Annotated in this window: 18 protein-coding genes; 12 read left to right on the top strand and 6 right to left on the bottom strand. The window is 68.3% G+C overall.

Features of this window, described 5'->3' with window-relative positions:
* Positions 1-3: 3 nt before the first annotated feature.
* Positions 4-228: a hypothetical protein gene (locus IFR14_RS10390; protein WP_086473403.1), complete on the top strand. Its 225-nt coding sequence runs from the start codon at positions 4-6 to the stop codon at positions 226-228.
* A 129-nt stretch (positions 229-357) separates the two neighbouring features.
* Entirely contained in the window at positions 358-2,259 is a 1,902-nt protein-coding gene (locus IFR14_RS10385; RefSeq protein ID WP_191941006.1) for an ABC transporter ATP-binding protein, read from the top strand.
* A 36-nt stretch (positions 2,260-2,295) separates the two neighbouring features.
* Here IFR14_RS10385 and IFR14_RS10380 read toward each other — a convergent pair whose 3' ends face one another.
* Positions 2,296-3,027 carry a hypothetical protein gene (locus tag IFR14_RS10380; RefSeq protein WP_191941005.1) on the bottom strand — a complete coding sequence of 244 codons (732 nt, stop codon included), beginning with the start codon at positions 3,025-3,027 and terminating at the stop codon, positions 2,296-2,298.
* Between the two features lie 178 nt (positions 3,028-3,205).
* Here IFR14_RS10380 and IFR14_RS10375 point away from each other — a divergent pair, with 178 nt between their 5' ends.
* The gene (locus tag IFR14_RS10375) at positions 3,206-4,945 is read left to right on the top strand and encodes a PHP domain-containing protein (RefSeq protein WP_191941004.1); all 1,740 of its coding nucleotides are present in this window, start codon (positions 3,206-3,208) and stop codon (positions 4,943-4,945) included.
* Between the two features lie 231 nt (positions 4,946-5,176).
* Here IFR14_RS10375 and IFR14_RS10370 read toward each other — a convergent pair whose 3' ends face one another.
* Together IFR14_RS10370 and IFR14_RS10365 are read right to left on the bottom strand one after the other, a co-directional pair.
* Positions 5,177-5,641 carry an acyl-CoA thioesterase gene (locus tag IFR14_RS10370; RefSeq protein ID WP_342365678.1) on the bottom strand — a complete coding sequence of 155 codons (465 nt, stop codon included), beginning with the start codon at positions 5,639-5,641 and terminating at the stop codon, positions 5,177-5,179.
* A gap of 9 nt (positions 5,642-5,650) precedes the next feature.
* Positions 5,651-6,742 (bottom strand): transaldolase family protein, encoded by a 1,092-nt coding sequence (locus IFR14_RS10365; protein WP_191941003.1) that lies wholly within the window; start codon positions 6,740-6,742, stop codon positions 5,651-5,653.
* Positions 6,743-6,928: 186 nt separating this feature from the next.
* Here IFR14_RS10365 and IFR14_RS10360 point away from each other — a divergent pair, with 186 nt between their 5' ends.
* Positions 6,929-7,690: a GntR family transcriptional regulator gene (locus tag IFR14_RS10360; protein WP_191941002.1), complete on the top strand. Its 762-nt coding sequence runs from the start codon at positions 6,929-6,931 to the stop codon at positions 7,688-7,690.
* Positions 7,691-7,708: 18 nt separating this feature from the next.
* Here the strand turns inward: IFR14_RS10360 and IFR14_RS10355 are convergent, their stop codons facing one another.
* A complete protein-coding gene (locus IFR14_RS10355) occupies positions 7,709-8,113 on the bottom strand; it encodes a tautomerase family protein (protein WP_191941001.1) in 405 nt (134 codons plus the stop codon).
* 184 nt (positions 8,114-8,297) lie between these two features.
* Here IFR14_RS10355 and IFR14_RS10350 point away from each other — a divergent pair, with 184 nt between their 5' ends.
* The 3 genes from IFR14_RS10350 (at position 8,298) to IFR14_RS10340 (ending at position 11,303) form a co-directional block, all read left to right on the top strand.
* Positions 8,298-9,323 carry a substrate-binding domain-containing protein gene (locus IFR14_RS10350; protein WP_191941000.1) on the top strand — a complete coding sequence of 342 codons (1,026 nt, stop codon included), beginning with the start codon at positions 8,298-8,300 and terminating at the stop codon, positions 9,321-9,323.
* Between the two features lie 97 nt (positions 9,324-9,420).
* On the top strand, positions 9,421-10,512 hold the full coding sequence (locus tag IFR14_RS10345; protein ID WP_191940999.1) for an ABC transporter permease: 1,092 nt from the start codon (positions 9,421-9,423) through the stop codon (positions 10,510-10,512).
* A complete protein-coding gene (locus IFR14_RS10340; protein ID WP_198425040.1) occupies positions 10,509-11,303 on the top strand; it encodes an ATP-binding cassette domain-containing protein in 795 nt (264 codons plus the stop codon). The genes IFR14_RS10345 and IFR14_RS10340 overlap by 4 nt, the downstream gene beginning before the upstream one ends.
* Before the next feature lie 74 nt (positions 11,304-11,377).
* On the opposite strand, the gene IFR14_RS10335 is transcribed toward IFR14_RS10340, so the two are convergent.
* On the bottom strand, positions 11,378-11,965 hold the full coding sequence (locus IFR14_RS10335; RefSeq protein WP_191940998.1) for a TetR/AcrR family transcriptional regulator: 588 nt from the start codon (positions 11,963-11,965) through the stop codon (positions 11,378-11,380).
* Between the two features lie 104 nt (positions 11,966-12,069).
* Between IFR14_RS10335 and IFR14_RS10330 the strand changes: the two genes are divergently transcribed.
* The 5 genes from IFR14_RS10330 (at position 12,070) to IFR14_RS10310 (ending at position 19,697) form a co-directional block, all read left to right on the top strand.
* The gene (locus tag IFR14_RS10330) at positions 12,070-14,232 is read left to right on the top strand and encodes a hypothetical protein (protein WP_191940997.1); all 2,163 of its coding nucleotides are present in this window, start codon (positions 12,070-12,072) and stop codon (positions 14,230-14,232) included.
* A 193-nt stretch (positions 14,233-14,425) separates the two neighbouring features.
* A complete protein-coding gene (locus tag IFR14_RS10325) occupies positions 14,426-15,739 on the top strand; it encodes an ABC transporter substrate-binding protein (RefSeq protein ID WP_191940996.1) in 1,314 nt (437 codons plus the stop codon).
* Positions 15,736-16,674 (top strand): carbohydrate ABC transporter permease, encoded by a 939-nt coding sequence (locus IFR14_RS10320; protein WP_191940995.1) that lies wholly within the window; start codon positions 15,736-15,738, stop codon positions 16,672-16,674. Before IFR14_RS10325 ends, IFR14_RS10320 begins: the two co-directional genes overlap by 4 nt.
* Positions 16,671-17,594 (top strand): ABC transporter permease subunit, encoded by a 924-nt coding sequence (locus IFR14_RS10315; protein WP_191940994.1) that lies wholly within the window; start codon positions 16,671-16,673, stop codon positions 17,592-17,594. Before IFR14_RS10320 ends, IFR14_RS10315 begins: the two co-directional genes overlap by 4 nt.
* Positions 17,595-17,654: 60 nt before the next feature.
* On the top strand, positions 17,655-19,697 hold the full coding sequence (locus tag IFR14_RS10310) for a beta-galactosidase (RefSeq protein ID WP_191940993.1): 2,043 nt from the start codon (positions 17,655-17,657) through the stop codon (positions 19,695-19,697).
* A gap of 48 nt (positions 19,698-19,745) precedes the next feature.
* Here the strand turns inward: IFR14_RS10310 and IFR14_RS10305 are convergent, their stop codons facing one another.
* A complete protein-coding gene (locus IFR14_RS10305; protein WP_079002378.1) occupies positions 19,746-20,204 on the bottom strand; it encodes a MarR family winged helix-turn-helix transcriptional regulator in 459 nt (152 codons plus the stop codon).
* Between the last annotated feature and the right edge of the window lie 50 nt (positions 20,205-20,254).

The following is a 20,254-nucleotide window of genomic DNA, read 5'->3' as shown; positions in this document are numbered from 1 at the left end:
ACGATGTCGCTCCCTCCCGCCCCCGATCCCACCCGAACCACGAAGCGCTTCATCCTCGCCGCCTTCAGCTTCGTCGCGCTGATGGCGTCCGGCATCGGTGTCGTCGCGTGCTCGATCGGCCTCGCAGACACCGGCCATCCCGCCATGATCGTCGGGCTCGCCGGAAGCGTGCTCGGCATCGCCGCCGCCTTCGTCGTGATGTGGACGGCCCTGCGCGCCGAACGCTGACGCCTCCAGAGCGTTCAGGTCGGGAACGGCGAGGCTGATACGCTCTCGCAGGTCTGCGTTCGCGTCGCCACCCGGGTCGTGACCGGGGTCAGGGACGTGCTCATGCGCAGCGGGGCGTGAGGAGTCGCAATGAGCATGGAAAGCGCGGCCTGGAGCTCGCTGTACAAGATCTCGACCGCCAAGGACGGTAAGCACGGCATCTCCCGTGAGTCCGTGCGGCGCATCATGACGTTCGCGGTGCCTTACCGGTCCAAGCTGTTGGTCTTCATCGCGCTCTCCGTCGCGGGAGCGTTCCTCGCGGTCGCGACCCCGGTGCTCGCCGGCCAGGTGGTCGACGTCATCGTCGCCCGGGGCGAGGTGGCCACGATCGTCCGCCTCGCCGTCGTCATCGCCCTCGTGGCCGTGGCCGACGCCGCCGTGTCCCTCGTGACGCGCTGGTATTCGGCCCGGATCGGCGAAGGCGTGATCCTGGACCTCCGCACCGCCGTCTTCAACCACGTGCAGCAGATGCCGATCGCGTTCTTCACCCGCACCAGGACGGGCGCGCTCGTGAGCCGCCTCAACAACGACGTGATCGGCGCGCAGCAGGCCTTCAGCGGCACGCTGTCCGGGGTGATCACGAACCTCGTGGCCCTGATCCTCACGCTGATCGTCATGCTCAGCACGTCCTGGCTCGTGACGGTCCTCGCCGTGGTGATGCTGCCCATCTTCCTGGTACCTGCGCGCCGCATGGGTAGCCGCCTCGCCGCGCTGCGTCGCGAAGCCGCCGACCACAACTCGGCCATGAGCACGCAGATGACCGAGCGCTTCTCAGCGCCCGGTGCCACGCTCGTCAAGCTGTTCGGTCGACCGGATCAGGAGGCTGAGGAGTTCCGCGTCCGTGCCGCCCGCGTCCGCGACATCGGCGTCCGGACGGCGATGCTGCAGTTCGTCTTCTTCACCGCGCTGATGCTCGTCTCCGCCCTCGCGCTCGCCCTCGTGTACGGCCTCGGCGGTTTCCTCGCACTCGCCGGGCAGCTGGACACCGGTGAGGTGGTCACCCTGGCGCTCCTCCTCACCCGCCTCTACGCGCCGCTGACCGGCCTCGCGAACGCCCGGGTGGAGATCATGAGCGCGGTGGTCAGCTTCGAGCGCGTCTTCGAGGTGCTCGACCTCGAACCGCTCATCCAGGAGAAGCCCGACGCCGTCACCGTCGCCAATGGTCCGGTGTCCGTCGAGTTCGACGACGTCCACTTCGCCTACCCGTCCGCGGACAAGGTGTCCCTCGCCTCCCTGGAAGAGGTTTCGACGCTGGACACCCGCGGCGGCGAGGAGGTGCTGCACGGCGTCTCCTTCCGGATCGAGCCGGGGCAGACCGTCGCCCTCGTCGGCTCGTCAGGAGCGGGGAAGTCCACGATCGCGCAGCTGCTGTCGCGGCTGTATGACGTCGATGAGGGCGCCGTGCGTCTCGCGGGGACGGACGTCCGCGATGTCGCCTTCGCCTCCATGCGGCACACCCTGGGCATGGTGACGCAGGACGGTCACCTGTTCCATGAGACCATCCGCTCCAATCTGCGCCTCGCGCGTCCGGAGGCGTCCGAGGACGAGGTGTGGGACGCCGTCCGCCGCGCGCGGCTCGAACCGCTCATCCGGTCCCTGCCGGACCAGCTGGACACCATGGTGGGCGAGCGTGGCTACCGACTCTCCGGTGGTGAGCGCCAACGGATGACCATCGCGCGGCTGCTCCTCGCCCAGCCGCGCGTCGTCATCCTCGATGAGGCGACAGCGGCACTGGACTCGACCTCGGAGGCGGCGGTGCAGGCGGCGCTCAGCGAGGCCCTCGAAGGCCGGACGGCGATGGTCATCGCGCACCGGCTCTCAACCATCCGCAGCGCGGATCTGATCCTCGTGGTCGAGGACGGCTCGATCGTGGAGCGGGGCACGCACGAGGAGCTGCTGGCTTCCGGCGGGCGGTACGAAGAGTTGCACCGGACGCAGTTCGCCGTCCAGAAGAACCTGGCAGCGGATGAGGAGACACCGAGCGGGACCTGACCGCGGTTGCCCCCTCGCAGCCTCCGGACCGATGGGTTACCGGAGACGCCTGCGCAAGAGCAGGGCGGCTCCGCCCGCGAGCAGGCCGGCGGCGACGACGCCGGCCCCGCCGAGCTGCCAGCCCGTCAGCGCCAGGTCTCCGTCAGCGGAGGGTCGCGCTGTGGCCGAGGGGCCCGGCGACGCGATCGCCCCTGCTCCAGAACCTCCCGAGGGTGGGGCCGCGGTCGGCGTGACCGTCGGAGGAACCGGCTCGACCTGAGCGCCGGGCACCGACCAGGTTCCCGCGGCGAACGTGACGGGCAGGGTCGCCGCCGTGACCACTGACGACGGGATGCCCGACTCGAGGACGAGGCACTCGAGCGCTAGGGTCGCGTCGCCCTGTTCGACGCCGCCGTCCACGACCTCCTGGAACGAGATGGCCATCGGCACCTCGACCGGCTGCCCGGCGGCCACCGTGACGGTCGAAGACGTGACGACGGTGACCCCTCCCGCCGTCACGGATAGGCGGGCGGCGTCATCCGCATCGGCGGGGCAGCCCGCGGCGAGCACCGCGGAGCCGAACGACGGGACGGCGCGCGCGTCACCTGACGTGACCGCGGCGCCGGTGGTGTCGCGCAGCGTGAGCGGTGCCGGCGCCGAGGCGGCGACAGCAGCACCGGCGCCGACGAGCCAGAGCACCGCGCTGGCGCTGAGCGCTGCCGTGACGAGCAGGGCGCGCCCTGCGGCACGGAACGGAGAACGGCGGATGACGGGGACAGTGGAAGACATCGGGACCTTTGGTGGGTGCGGTGGGCCTCCGGGACGGGGATACCCGGCGACGCCAGGACTATCGCCCACGCAGGTGAATGGGTCGTAAACGCCGGGCGTCCCCCACGGCACCGGCCGTTGGGCCGAGGTTCACCTCCGCTACCTACGATCGGCGCGTCCGTCCGATGAAAGTGATGCCATGCCCTTCGATCCCCGCCCCGAGCAGCCCGCGCCAACCGGTGGCGCATCGTCCGTGCCCGAGGAGAAGCGGGGCGCATCGGCCCGGTACGGCCTCTCCCGCCGGTCCTTCCTGGGGGCCTCCGTCGCTGCGACGGTCGCCGTGGGAGCGACCGCCCAGGGGCTCGGGAGCGCGGCCTCTGCCCAGGCCGCGCCGCTGCCGTCCGCGTCGGCAGTCGTCGACCCGGACGCGCTCTCCTGGCTCGTGTTCGACCACCACGTGCACTCGGTCTACTCGCACGACGCCAAGTACCCGATGACGACGATCCTCGACCAGGCGCAGCGCTTCGCGGTCGACGCGATCGCCTTCACCGAGCACAGCAACAAGGGACATGCCAACGTCGGCGGGGTGTTCAACGCGGCACGCGAGATCGACACCGCGCGGGCGGCGCGGCCCGACATGCTCGTGCTCCAGGGGCTCGAGTGGTACATCCCGGGAGCCGAGCACGCGACCGTGCTGATCGCGCCCGGGCCCCAGACGACCCTCGTGCTGCGCCGCTTCGAGCTCGACCACGACGGCAAGCTCAACGGTTGGGAGAAGCCGCGCCCCGGCACCGAAGACGCCGCCGAGTGGCTCGTGCACGCGACCGACGGCATCGCCTGGCTCGGCGCCCAGAAGCGTGCCGGCGTCATCGACGACGTGATCGTCCTGGCGAACCACCCGAGCCGCCTCGGCATCGACTCGCCCGGCGAGCTCCGTGCCTGGCAGGATGCAGACTCAGAGGTGTTCGTCGGCATGGAGGGTGCTCCGGGCGCCCAGGCCGGAGCGATCGCCGCGAACGCGACCGAACGCTCACGGCGTGGCGAGTACGAGAACACCCCCAGTGAATTCTCGTTCCCCGGCTACCCCGCGGAGGCCTATCTGACGCACGGCGGCTTCGACTGGACGACAGCCGTCGTCGGCGGCATGTGGGACTCGCTGCTGAGCGAGGGACGGCGCTGGTGGATCACCACGAACAGCGATCTGCACCTCAAAGAGTCCGACGCGACACGCGTGGGCGACTTCCCGACCGGGCCGGGCTGGGAGGCCGGGGCGACGCTCGCGAACTTCAACCGCGCCGGCCGTCGACCCGACCCGATCGCCACGGCCACGCCCCAGAACGGCGCCGACTTCTGGCCGGGCGAGTTCAGTCGGACGCACGTCGGGGCCGTCGATCGGTCGTCCGCCTCCCTGCTCGACGCGATCCGCGCCGGCCGTGTCTGGGTCGACCACGGGCACCTCGTCGCCGGACTCTCCGTCGTGCTCCGCGCCACCGACCAGCCGGAGACCGTCGCCACCTTGGGCGGGACCCTCACCGTCGAAAGCGGCACCGCCCTCGAGCTCGTGGTCGACGTCACGCCCACGACGACGCCCACCTCGCGGGGCACGACGCCGAGACTCGCGCACCTCGACCTGATCCGCGGGCGCGTCACCGGGCCCGTCGCCGACCGTGACGAGCAGCGCGCACCCGGCACCCGAGTCGTCGAGATGCTCGACGTCACCGACCGCAGCGACTCCCCGTTCCGTGTCGTGGTGCCGCTCGAGCCTGCCACTGAGGACGGCTACGTCCGCCTTCGCGGCAGCGACGGCCAGGTGCACGGGGTCGGTCCACTCGGCGCCGAGGTCGACCCGCGGGCACCCCAGCCGTACCCGGTCTCCCCAGCCGACCCCTGGGCCGACACCTGGCTGTACACGAATCCGATCTTCATCAGCGTGACCTGAGCCCGGCCGGGCGCGGTCTGCGCCAGCGGTGTTCGCCGGATCGGAAGCAGGGTTCGCCCTCGCTGACGCGATGCTCGAAGCCGTACTCAGTGTGATTGAAGACGAACCCTCCCAGCTCGAGGTCGTCCTGCGTCGCTCTCCACGCGTCCGTCGGTCCATCCCTCGTGGCGGATCACGTCGCAAGCAGGTCAGCGAGATCCGTCTCACCGACGCGGATCCGAGCCGGCACCGTCAGGTTGCACGGGACCCTGCCGAGGTCGGCAGTCGATCCCGGTCGTAGGTCGTATCGGTGTACCCGTGCGGAAGCGGTTGTCCGTCGTCGTCGAGACTCACGAACACGATGCGGTCGATCGTGAGGATGCTTCGTCGGGTGACCATGTTCCTGACCTCCGCCCGCATCGTAAGGGACGTCCGCCCGAAGGCGGTCGCGCGGAGGCCCATCTCGATCAGGTCGCCCTGCAGCGCCGAGGAGACGAAGTCGATCTCCGAGATGTACTTCGTCACGGCCCTGGGGTTGCCGAGTTGCAGGATCGCGTAGATCGCCGCCTCCTCGTCGATCCACCGCAACAGACTGCCCCCGAAGAGCGTGCCGTGTGCGTTGAGATCCTCGGGCCGCACCCAGCGCCTCGACCGGAAGGTGATGCGCTCCCCGTCGTCGACTCCGTCGGCGACGGCCGAGTCCTTCGAGGTGGTCACGCATCCCTCCTAGATCACCGGAAGGATGATGTCACGAACCAGCGCATCCAGCTGGGCATCCGCCTCAAGGAACTGACGGAGGGTCCGCCGGGTCGCACCGAAGTCGTCGAACTCGTCGATCGACATGCCGTCGACGAGGTAGGCTTTGCGGAACTCCGGGACGCGTTCGAGGAGCGTGTCGATGATGTGCTGCGCGACCGGCACGTCGATGCGATGCGGGTCGACTGGGATCCGGTTCTCGTTGATGCGCAGCTGCCAGTCGAACGGCGGGGAGACGACGAGGTCGCCGCCGACCAGCTCGGACCACTGCAGGTGGTTGCGGAATGCGGCGGAGAGGATCCTCGATCGGAACCCGCGTCGGGTGAAGATGCGGTGTGCCTCCTTCAACGCTGCCACGCCCGCCCACTCGAGGTAGCCAGGATCGATGAGGATACGGTCTTTGGCAACGGACGCCTTGAGCCAGTCGTCCAGGCGCCCGCCCATGATGGTGACGACGGAGCCGAACTCCCAGTCCGGGAGCCCCTCGACGGCCCGTCGCTCGTGACCGCGCTCGATCGCCTCGCCGACCGCGACTGCCTGGGCCACCGTGAACGACACGGTCGCATTGATGCTGACCCCGCGATAGGTCGCCTCCTCGATCGCGCGGATACCGACAGCGGTTGCAGGAATCTTCACGATGATGTTCTCTGCCAGTGCCGAGAACCGAACGGCCTGCTCGACGAGCGCCTCAGCGTCCCGGTGCAGGCGTGGATCGGTCTGGATCGACAGACGACCGTTCCGGCCGTTGCTCTCCCGGAACGCGGGCTCGAGGAGCACGGCCGCCTGGATCGACAGCTCCTCGACCACCTTCCAGCCAAGCTCGGCCTCCCCCGCTGTCGGGAACTCGGCAGCGAGTTCGGTGATCCGCGGTGCCCAGACGTCGAGGTTCTGGGAGATGACCGCGAGGGCGATGACCGGGTTGCAGGTCGCGCCGACCGCACCGAACGCGATCGACCTGGCGAGTTCGTCGGGGTCAGCGGAATCGTTCCACAGGCTCGTGGGCGTCGAGGCCGCCGCGGCTGCGAGCGAAAGCGTGTCGGCTGGGGTGAGGGTGTCGGTCATCGAGGTGCCTCCGGGAGTCGAGTTGGCGATCGCCAGAGCTGCGGCGACGCAGTCCGATCACCATACCTGAACTTTGACAGCATGTCCTAACAATATGCGCGCAACCCGTCGTGACCTGACATACCCCCATTTTAGAAAGCCCTGATATTGTCAGGACAAGTTCTCTCTCCCAATCGAAGGAGCCTCATGGCACAGCCCGAGCAGACGCTCCCAGTCGAACTCTTCCTCGACCTCGACCGATCCGGACCGGTGCCGCTGTACTACCAGATCGCAACCAGGCTCGAGCAGGCCATCCATGATGAGACACTGCCAGCAGGATCACGCCTGGAGAACGAGGTAGCGCTGGGCACCCGCCTCGGACTCTCCCGCCCGACCATCCGTCGAGCCATCCAGGAGCTCGTCGACAAGGGCCTCCTCGTTCGCCGGCGTGGGATCGGCACGCAGGTCGTCCACGGCAAGGTGACCCGCAACGTCGAGCTCACCAGCCTGTTCGAGGACCTCGAGCGTACGGGCCAGAAGCCGGAGACCGACATCCTCTCCGCCGAGGTCGGCACGGCCGATGAGAAGGTGGCCGATGCCCTCGGCGTGGCGACCGGGAGCCCCATCGTCCACATCAAGCGGTTGCGCCGGGCGGACGGTGTCCCGCTCGCGATCCTCGAGAACTACCTGCCCGAGGACCTCACCGACCTCGACCTCGGCGCCCTCGAGCACCATGGCCTCTATCAGCTGCTCCGGGCACGCGGCGTCACCATGCGTGTCGCCAAGCAGCGGATCGGCGCCCGGGAGGCATCGGGTGCTGAGAGCGAGATGCTCGACGTCCGGAAGGGCAGCGCACTCCTGACCATGTCGCGAACCGCCTTCGACAACTCCGGTCGGGCGGTGGAGTTCGGCCAGCACGTCTACCGACCCGACCTGTACTCCTTCGAGGTCACCCTCGTCGACCGGTAGCAAACCGATCGCGCGATCTCAACGCGCCGGAACGGCGAGCTCCCCGGTGAGGTACTGCGCGCGACCGAAGCCGAAGGACCAGTCCTGCGGACCGTTCTCGACATATCCGATGAAGACGTCCGCACCATCGACGCCGACCTCGGAGAGACGGTCGGCCACCGCCGCATAGAGCGCCTGCTTCGCCTCGTCGCTTCGACCGCGCTGCGTGAAGATCTGGATCATCACGACGCCTCCGGAGCGTGCGAAACCGAGCCCCGCATCCTCTGCGATGATCTGGCCAACAGAGTGTTCGGTGACGATCTGGAAGCGGTCACGAGGCGGAATCCCGTAGACGGAGACGATCGCCTCATGGATGGCGTCTGCGATCTGCTGGATGCCTGCGGCGTCGCGGCCTGCGGCGAGGTCGATCCTGACGAGCGGCATGAGAGTCTCCTGATCGGTTCAGGTTTGTTAGGACATAAGAACGTTACCCCCTTCGGCCGCGATTGTCACCAGTAGGTAAATATGTCTTGACTTTCTATTGCCCTCTTGTCTGTTCTTCACTACCTTGAGCCCTGCAATGATGCACGGGCCGCCCGAGGCCCACCCCTCGAAAGGACACAACGAAGTGAACACCTCAGCACGACGCTCGCTCCTCGGCACGATCGCCCTCGTCGGCGTCGCTGCACTCGCCCTGGCCGGTTGCACGGCGACCCCGAGCGCCGGCAGCAGCTCAGACGCCGGGCTCGCCTCCGGTTTCGGATCGCGCGCGGACAACCGCGACGCCTACTTCTTCACCTACTACAACCCGGCGAGCGACCCGTTCTGGGCGCAGATCCTGAAGGGCGGCGAGGACGCCGCCGAGCTCGGTCACCTGAATCTCACCCACCAGACCGCGGAAGGCGACCCGGACAAGATGGTCGACCTCGTCGGCACGGCGATCGCGACCAAGCCCTCGCTCATCTTCATGCCGTTCAACGAGGGTGAGAAATGGTCGAAAGTGGCCTGTGACGCCCACGACGCCGGTATTACCGTCATCGCCTACAACGTGCCCGCTCCTGACAGCGCGAAGGACTGCGTGTCCGGCTTCGTCGGCCAGGACTTCACCGAAGTCGGCACGCTCGTCGGCGAACGCCTCCTGAAGGAAGTGGATCTGCAGGAGGGCGACAAGGTCATGTTCCCGGCTGAAGAACCGGAACAGGACTACGCGATCAAGCGAGGCGGCGGCGTCCAGAAGGCCCTCGACGAGGTCGGCGCCAAGGGTGAGTACCTCCGCACGTCCGGCGCCGACGAGGAAGCCCTCAACTCCATGACGTCGTGGCTGACCGCGAACCCCGACGTCAAGGCGATCGTCCCGCTCGGCGGAACCCCACACCGCAACGTCGTCGCGGCCATGGAAGCCGCCGGGGTCTCGGTACCGGTCGTCGGCTTCGACACCTCTCCCCAGGTGATCCAGGGGATCAAGGACGGCAAGATCCTCGCCACGGCAGACCAGCAGGGGTACGTGCAGGGGTACCAGTCGGTGATGCAGGGCATCCTGTCGATCGACTTCGGCCTCTCCCCCGCCAACATCAACTCCGGCGGCCTCGGGCTGATCGACAAGTCCAACGTCTCCTTCCTCGAGGAGAAGGATCTGCAGGGCGTCCGCTACTGACACTCGTCCGTCGTGTGCCGGGGATCGCTCCACGACCCTCGGCGCACGACACCCCTCCCCGAACCGACCGCGATCCGTCGCGCACCGAAGGACCCCCATGTCTCAACCACCCACGCGCGAACCCGCGCCCATCCTGACCGCCCCGCTCTCCACCGAGAGCATCTCGCAGCCTCGCAGACTGTCGGACAACCAGCCGCAGGGCTTCGCCGACCGCCTCCGTGACACGATCACCTACACCCGCGGACGCGGCGCGCTGGAGATCGGCATCATCTTCGCGATCGTGCTCCTCGGCTTCGTCATCGCCGGCTTCGTCGCCCCCGACGCGTTCCCGTTCCTCTCACCGAGCAACCTCTCCGGAGTGATCTCCCAGTCCATACCAGTGCTCGCGATCCTCGGCATCGGAGCCGGGATCCTCATGATCGCGGGCGAGTTCGACCTGTCCCTCGGCGCGAACATCGGCTTCTCCGCGATCATCTTCATCCGCGTCTCAGAGGCGGTGGGCTGGGGATGGGGTGCCCTCGCCGCGATCGCCTGCGGCACAGGCATCGCACTCATCAACGGCCTCATCGTGGTCGTCACCAAGATCCCGTCCTTCATCGCAACGCTCGGCATGGGCTTCTTCTGGACCGGGGCGAGCCTCTTCGTGAACGGGACGTCACCGGCGATCCTGTCCAGCGCGAAGGACGACACCCTGGTGACGCTCTTCGCCGGCGACTTCGGGCTCTTCCGCTCACAGTTGGTCTGGCTGCTCGTCATCGGCGTGATCGCCTGGCTCTTCCTGCACCGGCACAAGCGCGGCAACCACGTCTACGCCGTCGGCGGCAACGCTGCAGCGGCGAAGGCGATCTCGATCAACCCTTCGGCGGTCCGACTCATGGCCTTCGGTGTCTTCGGCGGACTCGTCGGCTTCGCCGCGATCCTGATCGCCGTCCGCACGTCGTCGATGCAGCCGGGTAGCACGGACGACTACACGCTGATGGCCATCGCGGCCGCCGTCGTCGGGGGAACCTCCCTGCTCGGTGGCCGAGGGAGCATCGTCGGCATGATCATCGGCGCCGCGCTGATCCGGATCATCGAGAACGGCCTCATCCTGGCCAAGGCCCCCGGCTTCTATATCCAACTCTTCGTCGGGCTCATCATCGTCATCGCCGCCATCTTCAACAAGCTCATGGAAGGAAAGGCATCGTGACCCTCGACGCCACCATCGACACCGCGACGCCGCTCCTACGGATCGAGGGCGTCACGAAGCGCTATGGGGCGAACACCGTCCTCAATGACGTCTCCTTCGACATCGGCCACAGCGAGGTGGTCGGCCTGCTCGGCGACAACGGAGCGGGCAAGTCCACCCTCGTCAAGATCCTGTCCGGTGTCGTCCAGATGACATCGGGTTCGTACACCTGGGAGGGACAGCATCACGACACGGTCAACCGAGCGCTCACCGAGCAGCTCGGTGTCGAGACGATCTTCCAGGACTCGGCTCTCGTCCCGCAGATGTCGATCACCCGCAACCTGTTCATGGGTCGCGAGATCACCAACCGCCTCGGACTCATGAAGATGAAGCAGATGGACGCGATCACCTCCGAGATCCTGGACACCGTCGTGACGATCGAGGGCATCAAGTCCTCGAAGCAGCTCGTCGCCTCGCTGTCAGGCGGCCAGGCACAAGCGGTCGCCATCGCGCGCGCCGTCCACTTCAAGCGGAGCCTCCTCATCCTCGACGAACCCACCTCGGCCCTCGCGGTTCGCGCGACCGAGGCGCTGCTGAACTACCTCCGGCAGCTGAAGTCGGAGGGCGTCAGCTCGGTGCTCGTCACCCACAACCTGCACCACGCGTACCAGGTCTGCGACCGGCATATCGTGATGAACCACGGTCGGAAGATCCTCGACGTCCGCCGTGAGGACACGAGCGTGGAGGAGCTCACCGCCGCGGTCGTCGAGGGCGCCGTCGGCGTCGAACGGTTCCGGGCGGGACGCTTCTGATCCGTTCCCCGTCGGAGACGACGGCAGAGGCCGCCCCGCCACCTCGGCGGAGCGGCCTTCGCCGTTGAGCCGGTTCACGCCAGCGCGTCAGGTCCGAGCAGCGCGTGGATGTGCGCCTCGATGAGCGCTCGGATGTCGAACGGCGGACCCTGCATCCACCGCAGCTGGAGCCCCTCCCACGCGGCGAGCAGTAACTGTGCCGCCTGGTCCGCATCCAACTCGGCCGGTACCCGTCGCGCCGCCTGCAGGCGTTCGATGTCCGTGGCGACCACCTGCACGGACCGCTCCCAGCGGCGCCGGAAGTACTCGTTCGCCGGATGCTCGGGATCCGCCGCCGCTCCCGCGAGCTCGTTGTAGAGTCGCCCGAAGTTCGTCCGCTGCACGCCGAGCGCGGCACGGTCCCCCATGTCGGCGATCGCTCCGGCCTCGGCCCCTCGCTCGCGGATGTTCTCGTCGTCGTGCTGCTGAAGGGCTGCGATCAGCAAGCTCTCCTTGGTTGGGTAGTGGTAGTAGACCGTCGGCTCACTGGCTCCGGCGAGCGCCGCGATCTCCGAGACGGCGACCGCCCGGTGCCCCTTCTCCCGCACGAGCCGCAGTGCGGCCTCGCTGAGTGCCCTCCGTCGGTGATCGGACTTCGCGTACGGCCCGCGCTTCTCTCGCATCCAGACTCCTCGTCGACTCTTGAACGTCTGCCGATGCAATGATATGTTCAACGCACCAAAGTTATAGGCGACTCAGGATTAGCGTAGGGGACGGAGGTGACGGCATGGCGATCGATCGACGGAGCCTCGTGCGCCGGCACAACCCGGTGATCACGTCCGCCCACCCCACGGAGGTGTTCACGGTCGGCAACGGCGATGCCGCCCTCACGGTCGACCTCTCCGGGCTGCAGTCCTTCCCAGACGCCCACCGGCTCCGGCCCGATCCCCTCCGCGTGCCTCGTGACGGCCTCGACGCCCTCCCCGAGCAGCGAGCTCGGGCCTTCGATCGCGACGACTTCCAGATCCCCCTGCAGACCCAGTCCGCTTGGGGCTGGTACGAGACGCGCCCCACCCAGCCACTCGAGCTCGACGAGGCTGAGACCACCCACGCCACCGATCGAGGCCCGGTCCCCTATCTGGACCGCATGGGACTGCAGCGTCCGGGCGACCCGATCGCGCCCGAGTTCACCGCCGGGGCCTGGTTCCACTACAACCCGCGCCGCGCCCACCTCGGTCGGCTCGCGCTCGTCCGCCTCGACCACCCCGGACCGCTCGACCCCTCGATCATCGATGACGCCCTGACCACCCTCGACCTCTGGTCGGGTCGGATCGACGCGGGCTACTCGGTGCTCGGGCACCGCGTCCAGGTCACCACCGTCGCCGACCCCGGTGCCGACCGGTTCGCAGTCCGGGTGCGCTCCTCCCTCCTGGCCGAGGGCTGGGGCGTCGCCTGGGTGTTCGACCCGCAACCGGATGACCTGGCCCCGTTCGAACACCCGCTGGAGGAGGCCACGAGCTGGGAGGCGCGGTCGCCGGAGGACTGGGTCGCGCGACGGACGGTCGAGACCACCACCTATGCCGTGCACGTGGCGACGACGGGCGTCCTTCGCGAACTCGGTCCCGACGGCGTCGTGGCCACGACGGACCACTCCGAGCTGGACGTCGTGGTGGCGCTCCGACCGGGTCCCGCGGAATTCGATCGCACCGAGCGCCCGGCGTTCACCGACGTGCTCTCCGCGGCCGCCGCGTGGTGGCGCGGGTACTGGGAGGACGGCTCCGCGGTCGACCTGGGCGACAGCTCCGACGGGCAGGCGGTCGAACTGGAACGTCGACTCGTGCTCTCCCAGTACCTGCTCGCCGTCAACTGCGCCGGAAGCACGCCTCCAGCAGAGACAGGGCTGACGTACAACAGCTGGTCCGGCAAGTTCCATCTCGAGATGCACTGGTGGCACGCCGCGCACTTCGCCCTGTGGAACCGTGGCGCACTGCTCGAGCGCAGCCTCGACTTCTACCACCGATCGCTCGATGCGGCTCGTGAGACGGCTCGCCACCAGGGGTACCGCGGGGCGAGATGGCCGAAGCAGACCGACCCGTCGGCCCGTGAGTCCCCGAGTAACATCGGGGTGTTCCTCGTCTGGCAGCAGCCCCACGTGATCCATCTCCTCGAACTCCTTCATGCGAGCGGACGGGACGAGGCGTTTCTCCGCCGGCACTATCGGCTCGTCGAGGCGACGGCGACCTTCATGGCGGATGTCGTCGCGGAACGGGACGGCTCCTTCACGCTCCCCCCGCCCCTGATCCCCGCCCAGGAGAGTTACCTCGCACAGCGGAAGACGACGGCCGACCCGACCTTCGAGCTCGCCTACTGGTCGTGGGCCCTCGCTGTCGCCAACACCTGGCGGGAGCGGCTCGGGCTCCCCGAGGACTCCTGGTGGCGTCGGGTCTCCGACGGGATGCGATCGCCGACCGTGCTCGACGACGGAACCTACGCCGCCATCGCGACACCGCCCTTCCTGGTGCGGAAGGACCACCCGTCGATGCTGATGGCGTACGGGTGGTTGCCTCCGACCGAGCTCATCGATCCGTCGATCATGTCTGCGACGCTCGACAGCGTGTGGGAACACTGGGACCTGCAGTCGAGCTGGGGGTGGGACTACCCCGTGATGGCGATGACCGCGGCACGGTTGGGCGACCTGTCGCGCGCGATCGACGGGCTGCTCATGCCGTCACCGAAGAACGTCTACCTGAACAACGGCCACAATCCGCAGATGCCGGGCTTCCTCTCGCTCTACCTCCCAGCGAACGGCGGGCTCCTGGCTGCGATGGCCCACCTCGTCGCGGCCCACCGCGACGGCGCGGAACTCCCTCCGGGCTGGTCGATCGTCGCCGAGGGGTTCGAGTCGGTGCACGCCGGCATTCCCGATCGCAGCCTCGCGGCCTCTCCCTGACGCCGACCAGACCGACTCAACAACCCACACACCGACATGAGACGAGGCATAGCTTGGCAACCGGTTGACACAGACTATGCGCGGTGACGCACCGCACACCGACACCAGCACCACCCGAACGACGGCGACCGAACGGATCGCCGGACTCCGATCGCCCGACCGGAGTCATCCCTGGCTTTCAAAGGTGAGGACCATGCACAGTTTCCAGAACACCCCATCCCCGACCGGTGGAGCGCGCAGGCGCGCCACGATCGTCGCCAGCGGCTCGATCGCCGCCGTCGCCGCCCTCCTCCTCAGCGGCTGCTCCGCCGCCGAGCCCGCAGCCGACGGCGAGGTCGAACTGACCTTCATGAACCAGTCGCGCGGCCAGGAGGCCGCCCTGACACAGCTCGCGGAGCAGTACACGACCGAGACGGGCGTGAAGATCACGATCGACTCCCCCGGACCGGCCGACTATCTCCCCAAACTGCAGGCGAAGGCGCAGTCGAAGTCCATGCCCGACATTTACTCGTCGTTCAACGCCACCGACATGGCGCCCTTCTACAAGGCCGGGTGGGCGATGGACCTGACCAAGGAACTCGACGGCGATTGGGCGGACGACTTCAGCCCCGCCGTCATCGAGATGTCGACCTTCGACGAGGGGAACAACCTGGGTGTGCCCGCCGGGGTCTACACGGTGCACTGGGAGACACAGACCTACGGATTCCTCGTCAACCCGGCACTCACTGGCATCAGCCAGGACACCGCACCCACCACCGGCGCCGAGTTCGTCGACGCCCTCGCGGGCTCGACCTCTGGCGAGAAGTTCAGCGTCGCGGCGTCACTCACCCCGCAGCTCATCCAGGGGCTGGCCTCGAACTGGCTGAGCGACGAGGAGATCGAGGCCACCTTCAACGGCGAGGCGAGCTGGGAGGACGACGGCTGGCGCAACGCCTTCCAGTTCCTGGTCGACCTCAAGGACGCCGGCGTCATCGCGAACAACGCGCTGCCGGGCGGCCAGGATGACAACCCGAATGTGGAGACGTCGTTCTTCACCCAGGCGACCGGCTCCATCTTCGACGCCTCCCCCGGCGTCTCCGTCGGGCTGCGGACCAACCCCGAGTTCGAGGACTACTTCTCCCTTCCCCTGCCGAAGCTCGACGGTGCGACCCTCGACCCACGGTCCCCCGGCATCCCCGGGAAGGGCGCTGTCATCAACCCGAAGGGCCCACACCCCGAGGAGGCACTCGACTTCGTGAAGTGGCTGACCGAGCCGGAGCAGCAGAGCGTCTTCGCCGAGGTCGGACGCATCCTGCCGACGAACCCCGAGTTGCTGGCCGCAGGTGACGTGCCGCAGCAGCTGGCCGGGTACGCCGCCGGCGTCGAGGACGTCCAGGTCATGTCTGCGACGTTCACGACCGACGTCAAGACGGCCATCATTGCAGAGGCGCAACGACTCGTCCTGGGCGAGGCGACGGTCGACGAGGTGCTGGCGAACATCCAGGCCGCACAGGACCGCACGCCATGACCTCGCAGCCGATTCTGGCCTCCGCCGCCGTGCGCGTGACCCGCGCGCGCGGCGGGGGCCGCCCCCTGCGTCGGAACCTCACCGGCTGGTTGTTCCTCGCTCCGGCGATCGCCCTGATCGGCGTCTTCACGATCACGCCGTTCGCCCAGGCGATCCTGCTCAGCTTCCAGTCGTGGGACGGGGTGAGCCCGGACACCCCTTGGGTCGGCCTCGCCAACTACGAGTTCATCGCCGGCGACGTCGTCTTCTGGGCCTCGATGCGCAACGTCCTCTTCTTCGGCATCGTGGGGTTCTTCCTCGGCAACGGCATCGCGCTCGGCATGGCGCTCGCCGTGAACCGCATCACCCGGGGCAAGACCTTCTTCCGAACGGTGTTCTATCTGCCGGGCGTGCTGTCGGTCGTCGTCGTCGGACTCCTGTTCTCGTTCATCCTCGCCCCGGGGAGCGGGGTCCTGAACCGGGTGCTCGAGACCGTCGGCCTCGGCGCCCTCGCCCAGAACTGGTTGGGCGACCCGGCCGTCGCGCTCCCCGCCGTCGCAGCGGTGTTCATCTGGTTCCACTGGGGCTTCGGCTTCCTCCTCTTCCTCGCCGGCCTGCAGGATGTGCCGAAGGAGCTCTATGAAGCAGCGGAGCTCGACGGCGCGGGCCCGTGGACCACGTTCCGATCGATCACCTGGCCGCACCTGGCCCCGGTGACATCGATCGTGAGTCTCCTGACCCTCCTCGCGGCCCTCCAGATCTTCGGCACCGTGCAGGTGTTGACGAACGGTGGGCCCGGCTACCACACCATGGTGCCGACGCTCGCTATCTACAACGAGGCGTTCGTGAACTGGCGGTACGGCAGCGCGGCCGCGATGTCGGTCGTCTTCGGCGGCGCCCTGGTGCTGCTCTCCGTCTTCCAACTCGCCATCACCGGATGGAGGTCACGCAAGTGACGATCACCACCGACACCGACCAGCAGAGCACCCGGTCACTCACGACGGCTCGACGCCCGGGCGACCGCGGTCCGCTCGCGAAACCTCCCCACCGGCGGAAGAAGATCCGCCCGGATCAGATCGGCCTCTACGGCCTCCTGATCGTCGCGGCCCTGACGGCGCTCCTCCCCCTGCTCTGGATGCTCTCCGGTTCGCTGCAGAGCCTCACGGAGTTGCTCTCCAACGACAGCCTCCTCCCGGCGTCCCCGCAGTGGACGAACTACGTGACCGCGTGGGTGCAGGGCGACCTGGGCACCTACCTGCGGAACAGCGTCGTCTACACCGGCTGCGCGGTCGTCGGCATCCTCATCGTCTCGAGCCTCGCCGGGTACGCGTTGGCCCGCCTCGACTTCGCCGGGAAGGGCGCCTTCACCGTCGTCATCCTGGCGGTCATGATCATCCCGGCACCCGCGATGTTCCTCGCGCAGTACAAACTCCTCATCTCCCTCGGGCTGACCAACAACCCCGTCGGCTACATCCTCATCCTGATCACCTCCGGCATCCCCATGTCGACGCTCATCATGCGGAGCTTCTTCGTGAGCCAGCCTCGCGACCTGGAGGAGGCGGCCGCGCTCGACGGTGCCGGGCCCGTGCGCACCTTCTTCAGTGTCATCCTGCCGCTCGCCCGTCCGGGCCTCGCCGCGGTCGCGGTCATCCAGGGCCTCGGGGCGTGGAACGAGTACCTGATGGCGCTCGTGATCTTCGACGACAACGCCCTCATGCCGATCCAACGAGGCCTCACCGCGTTCACCTCGGCCGACACCCCGCAGCAGCAGATCCTGTTGGCGGCGACGACGATCTCGATCGTCCCCGTGGTCGTGTTCTATCTGCTCGCGCAGCGGCACATCGTCAAGGGTATCGGCGCCGGCGCGATCAAGTAACCCATCACCGGAACGGGGCGGTCGTCGATCGACTGCCCCACGGAACGAGGATCACGACCCATGCGTTCAGCATTCGCAGCAACCCCCTGGTTCGGCGGGGACTACAACCCGGAGCAGTGGCCACGCGAGGTGTGGGACGAGGACGTCTTGCTCATGCAGCGGGCCGGCGTCACCCTCGCGACCGTGGGGGTCTTCTCCTGGGGTTTGCTCGAACCCGAGGAAGGCGTCTACGACTTCGCCTGGCTCGACACCGTGCTGGACTCACTCCACGCTGGCGGCATCCGAGTGGATCTGGCGACCGCCACCGCATCGCCGCCGATGTGGTTGGCCCACCGGTATCCGGAGTCGCTCCCGGTGACGGCGGACGGCGTTCGCCTGCGTGCCGGGTCCCGGCAGGCGTACTGCCCCAGTTCGCTGGCCTACCGCCAAGCGGCGGTCCGACTGGTCACCGCACTCGCCGAGCGGTACGGCGACCACCCTGCCCTCGCGCTCTGGCACGTCAACAACGAATACGGATGCCATGTGTCGCGGTGCTATTGCGATGCGTCGGGGAGCGCGTTCCGCCGCTGGCTGATCAGGAGGTACGGCACGGTCGACGCCCTCAACGACGCGTGGGGCACGACGTTCTGGTCCCAGCACTACACCTCCTTCGATCAGGTCGAGCCCCCGCGCACGACACCCGCGTACGGCAACCCGTCCCAGCTCCTCGACTTCGACCGGTTCAGCTCGGACGAGTTGCTCGACTGTTTCCTGGCAGAGAAGGACATCCTCCGGCGAGTGACCCCGGAGATCCCGGTCACGACCAACTTCATGGGCCTGTTCCGCGGCCTGGATTACTGGCGTTGGGCGCCGCACGTCGACGTCGTCGCGGACGACCTCTACCCGGACCCAGCCGACCCCGATGCAGCTCGATCCGCGGCTCTGGCGCGTGACCTGATGCGCTCGCTCGGGCACGGTCGCCCCTGGCTCCTCATGGAACAGGCGGCGGGCGCGGCGAACATGCGACCGAGCAACGCGCCGAAGGCTCCCGGTCAGATGCGTGCGCTCTCCTACCAGGCGGTCGCCCGCGGAGCCGACGGCATCCTGTTCTTCCAGTGGCGACAGTCCGCCGCCGGCGCCGAGCAGTTCCACTCCGCGATGCTTCCGCATGCGGGGACCGACACCAGGATCTGGCGCGAAGTCGAGGCACTCGGCTCGGAACTCGGCTCGCTGGACGCAGTGATGGGCGCGCCCGTCCGGGCGCGTGCCGCGATCATCCTGGATTGGGACAGTTGGTGGGCGATCGAACATCGAGGGCTCCCCATGCGGTCGAGCTACCCGTCGCTCATCGCACCGTGGCACGCGGCCCTGTCCGAGGAGGGGGTCGTCGTCGACTTCGTGCGCGGCGACGAGGACCTCACGGGGTATGCGTTGATCGTCGCGCCTGCGATGTTCGTCGCCGACGACGCGCGGCTCGCCGCGCTCGACGCCGCCGTCCGCGGAGGCGCTGTCCTCCTCGTCACGCCGCAGTCTGCGATCGTGGACACCACGCACCGAGCACGGCTCGGCGGCTACCTGGGATCGCTGCAGCAGACCCTCGGTGTCTGGATCGAGGAGTTCGTCCCCCTCGCAGGCGCCTGGGATCGCCCTGGAGCCATCCCTGTGCGTCCGGAGTCGACCATAGCTCCGTCGGTCAGGATGGAGGGTGCGGTCTTCGCCGACGGCACCGCGACCGGTGTGGAGTGGAGCGAGTCCGTTCGTCTCCACGACGCCGACGTGCGCGCGGTCTTCGCCGACGGACCGCTCAGCGGGCAGCCCGCACTCACCCGACGTGTCAGCGGCGACGGCACCGCGTGGTACCTGGCGACGCGCCTGGGTCTCGACGACACCCGGGCGCTCATCCGCACCCTCGTGACGGAGGCGGGCATCGCCCCGCTCCGGGTCCACGACGAGGCGACGTCATCCTGGATCGAGGCTGTCCGTCGCGGGGACCTGACCTTCGTGATCAACCACGGTGCCACCCCGGTCACCCTGACCCTGTCAGGTACCGACCTGTTGAGCGGCGCCTCGGCGGCCGGCCTCCGTCTGGGTTCCCAGGGCGTCGCGGTCGTGAGGGGCGCCTGAGGGGGCAGCCCCTCGGCTCGACGTGGAAGCCGGTGCGGCACCGGCCGGTCAGCCCCGCCGGGCTCGCAGCAGCTCGTCGACCGCTCGAAGCCCCTGCTCGAGCGCTCGGAGGTCCTCGGTGGCGAGGTCCCGAAGGACCTCCGAGCCGAGCTCCGGACGCGACGCCATCATGCGCAACACCACGGCCCGACCGAGCTCGGTCGCACGGATCCGCCGGACGCGCTGGTCGTCCGCGTCGAATGCTCGCGTGACGAGCCCCTGCTCGACGAGGCGATCGACGTGCTTCGACGTCGTCGCCATCGAGACGCCGAAGGTCTCCGCGAGTCCCCCGCCGGTCGCGCCGTCCTCGCTCGTGACCACGAGGGAGAGCACCTTGAGCTGCGCGATGGTGAGGTCGGTCTTGAGGAGCGGCTCGAGACTCATGGGGATCGACCGGATGGAGATGGTGAGCGCCAGCGCCTCGACGCTGCGGACAACCGCGTCCCGACCCCGTTCCGCTGTGCTCATGAGACCACGGTAGTGGTGACTCAGCAGATCCTCAGGACTATTTACTTAGC

The sequence above is a fragment of the Plantibacter sp. CFBP 8775 genome, from assembly GCF_014839505.1.
Classification (GTDB): Bacteria; Actinomycetota; Actinomycetes; order Actinomycetales; family Microbacteriaceae; genus Plantibacter; species Plantibacter auratus.
Note: the sequence above shows the minus strand (reverse complement) of the source record. Positions and strands in the feature narration are given on the sequence as shown.